The organism is Moraxella sp. CTOTU47724 (genome assembly GCF_032014955.1).
Lineage (GTDB): Bacteria > Pseudomonadota > Gammaproteobacteria > Pseudomonadales > Moraxellaceae > Faucicola > Faucicola tetraodonis.
The window spans coordinates 1-3,380 of record NZ_DALZSV010000099.1; the positions used below are offsets into that span (position 1 = coordinate 1).

A 3,380-nucleotide genomic window follows, 5' to 3' on the forward strand; every position below is an offset into this window, starting at 1 on the left:
GCATCTGTGATGAACTCAGCGACTTTGTGCATGGTATTGGTGGCAAGTAAGATTCCATCAACGCCTGCGAGTACTAAGCGTTTTGCAGCATCCGCTAATATTTCACCTGCTTGTTGCCAGTTGCCTTGTTTTTGTAGTTGGGCAATTTCTTCAAAGTCGAGATTATAAATAACCAGTCTAGCCCCATGATTAGCGCCAAGACGTTGATTGATTTGTTCATTGATTTTTTGGTAGTAGTTAAGACTACTAGCGGTACTCATGCCGCCAATGATGCCGAGTAATTTCATATGATGATGCCTATGGTTAGTTCCTATTTTAATTGGCTACTACTATAGGGTAATTTAATAGTTAATGCCCGATACAGTTGTTTTTTAAATTTCAAAATTGTGTGGGTGGTTTAAACATCACAATTATTTGCCGAAAACCACTAGCAAAGAATCCTGTCCGAAACTCGAAGGCATCACCACTAAAACTTCGATAGCATGGTTTTAACCTAAAAAGGAGACAACCATGCTAACCAATCCTCAAACCAAATACCAGCGCTTTACCATTGAGCCTTTTCCCACCCGAACCTGGTGCAACAACCAGCTTACTACTGCCCCGCGCTGGTGCTCATCTGACTTAAGAGATGGCAACCAAGCCTTAATTAATCCTATGGATACGGACAAAAAGTTGTATTTATTCAATCATTTGGTGGCGATTGGCTTTAAAGAAATTGAAGTGGCTTTTCCTTCCGCATCTGAAACCGATTTTAACTTTGTACGACAGTTAATTGATGACAAGCTTATTCCTAACGATGTATGGATTCAAGTCATTACCCAATCACGTCCTGAACTTATTGCCAAGACCTTTGGCGCATTGCAAGGCGCATCCAAAGCAATTGTCCATTTATACAATGCCACTGCCCCTGTCTTTCGTGACGTGGTGTTTAACCAAGACAAAGCCAGTACCATAGAATTAGCAGTAAATGGGGCAAAGTTAGTTAAACAGCATTGTGAGCAAAATCCCAATACCCAATGGCAATTTGAGTATTCACCAGAAACTTTCTGCTTTACTGAGCGGGACTTTGCCTTAAAGATTTGTGAAGCGGTTAAAGACGTTTGGCAACCGACGGCTAAACGACCTATGATTATCAATCTACCTGCCACGGTTGAGATGAATACGCCCAATGTGTATGCCGATCAAATTGAATGGTTTATTCAAAATTTTTCGGATTTATCGCATATTACGATTAGTATTCATCCGCATAATGACAGGGGCACCGGGGTAGCCTGCGCTGAACTTGCCATGCTTGCAGGAGCAACCCGAGTCGAAGGCTGTCTATTTGGTAATGGTGAACGTACGGGCAATGTTGATTTGGTAACACTTGCGTTAAATCTATATACCCAGGGCATTTATCCCAACTTAGATTTTTCAAATCTTCAACAAACTGCTAATGTAATGACCTATTGCAATGAGCTGCCGATTCATCCACGACATCCGTATGTCGGTGAACTCGTATTTACTGCCTTTAGCGGTTCTCACCAAGATGCGATTAAAAAGGGTTTCGCTAAACGTCAAGAAAATCCAAACAGTGTTTGGAATGTGCCGTATTTTACTATTGACCCAAAAGACATTGGTGCAACCTATGAAGCAGTGATACGGGTAAATAGCCAATCCGGTAAAAGTGGCGCAGCGTGGCTGCTTGAAACCCATCATGGCATCAAATTACCCCGTACGTTTCAGCTGGACTTTAGCCAAAGGGTTAAAGACTTCACCCACCAACATGAAAAAGAAGCCAGTATGGCTGAGATTTGGCAACTATTTAAAAACAGCTATGGCTTAAACTTACCTCAGCAAGCAGGCTATCAAGTACAAGGCTTTACTGGGAAAAACAATGCCAGTGACTACCATTTAACGGTTGAATTTTCTAACCCAAATGAGTTAATAATTGACGGTATAGGCAATGGCATACTCTCTGCCTTTGTAAATGCGATTAACAGCCATTTTGATAGACGATTTAGCATCGAACAGTATGATGAGCATAGTCTAGGTAAAGCCAGCGATAGCCAAGCGATTTGTTATGTGGTGCTAACAGAAGATGATAAGCGGTTTTATGGGGTGGCGATTGGCGATGATGTCGCAAAAACGTCCATGCAGGCGGTAATTAATGCCTTAGAAAAGCAACTTATACATGGTTAAAGTTCTGCTGATACCCAGCAACGTATTGGGTCGGTGATAGCCCAATGCGTTGTTTAAACGCGGTACTAAACGCACTAGGGCTGTCATAGCCAACAGCTAATGACACATCGACTACGCTTTGACCTTGCAATAATAGCTCAAGGCTGTGCTGCAACCTTAGCCGTCTTAGCCATTCAATAAAGCTTAACCCTGTTTGCTGAGTAAATTGCCGTGATACGGTGCGTTCACTGATGTTAAGTAGGTGGGCAATATCAGCAAGTGCCCATGGATGAGAAAGTCGCTCGCTAATTTTTTCAAGCAAGGCTCGATATTCAGGCAAAGTGGGCTGTGGTACTTCAAATTCTGCGAGCGGTGTTAAACATCGAAGTTCATCAAGTATCAGCTCAACGATCCAAGCTTCACGGGTATTGGTTTGATAATGACTGTTAATACCAACGGCACTGCTAAGCAACGCTTGCAATAACTCGCTTATCGCCACCACTTGACTGCGGTTAAGTAAATCCGCCCTTGTCAGCGGCTCAATAAAAGCAGATAAGACTTGGGTATTCTTTAAAATAGTTAGGTGATGTTCCGTACCTTGTGTCAGCCATATTCCCCGATTTTGGGTAATGGCAAATTGACCGTTAGGCGTTGTCACCCGGATAAAGCCATGTTTGACAATAATCAGCTGATGACAGACATGGCTGTGCAATGGCTCACACATCCCTGTTTCGTAATGCTTTTCAACAATGCTTAATGGCTGTTGAGGCTGTAAAGATTGAAAGTACATATGCTATAGTCAATTCAATGGCTTAACAATGCTAAAAGTTTTCACGTCCATTATACTTGAAAAATGTTTAAGCTCTCCAATGTAGTGTTTAGCTTTACGCCCTTTTATGGCCCACCTTTGACTCAATCTAGCTGGTGTAAATATTTGCTTTTATCAAAACTGTTTGGGATATGGCTATTAGCCTTTCTATGGAGAGATAAAATGAACGATAAATATGTGTATTCAGCGACCATGTCGATGCTATCGATTATAGCAGGTATTATTATCATGTCAGCGGTTGCAATAATTTATTGAATCTTCTGCAAGTGGAGTCTTAAGGCTCCACTTTAACCAACTTTGATTATGTTAAATAATATTTTAAAATCAATTTTTTCAAATATATATCAAACTTATATAACACAGGAAATGTTTAACTATCCCAAGGCGCATA

General features: G+C 41.3%; 3 protein-coding genes. 1 reads left to right on the top strand and 2 read right to left on the bottom strand.

The features are described 5' to 3' along the window. A partial coding sequence (locus RTR63_RS11620) for an aspartate/glutamate racemase family protein (RefSeq protein ID WP_312524414.1) occupies positions 1-287 on the bottom strand: 287 nt, incomplete at its 3' end. A 223-nt stretch (positions 288-510) separates the two neighbouring features. Between RTR63_RS11620 and leuA the strand changes: the two genes are divergently transcribed. Next, positions 511-2,181, top strand: coding sequence for a 2-isopropylmalate synthase (leuA, locus tag RTR63_RS11625; protein ID WP_312524416.1), 1,671 nt, complete (start codon positions 511-513; stop codon positions 2,179-2,181). Here the strand turns inward: leuA and RTR63_RS11630 are convergent. Continuing rightward, positions 2,168-2,950, bottom strand: a complete 783-nt coding sequence (locus RTR63_RS11630) for a helix-turn-helix transcriptional regulator (protein ID WP_312524418.1) — start codon at positions 2,948-2,950, stop codon at positions 2,168-2,170. The two genes, leuA and RTR63_RS11630, sit on opposite strands and share 14 nt — an antisense overlap. Positions 2,951-3,380: the final 430 nt, after the last annotated feature.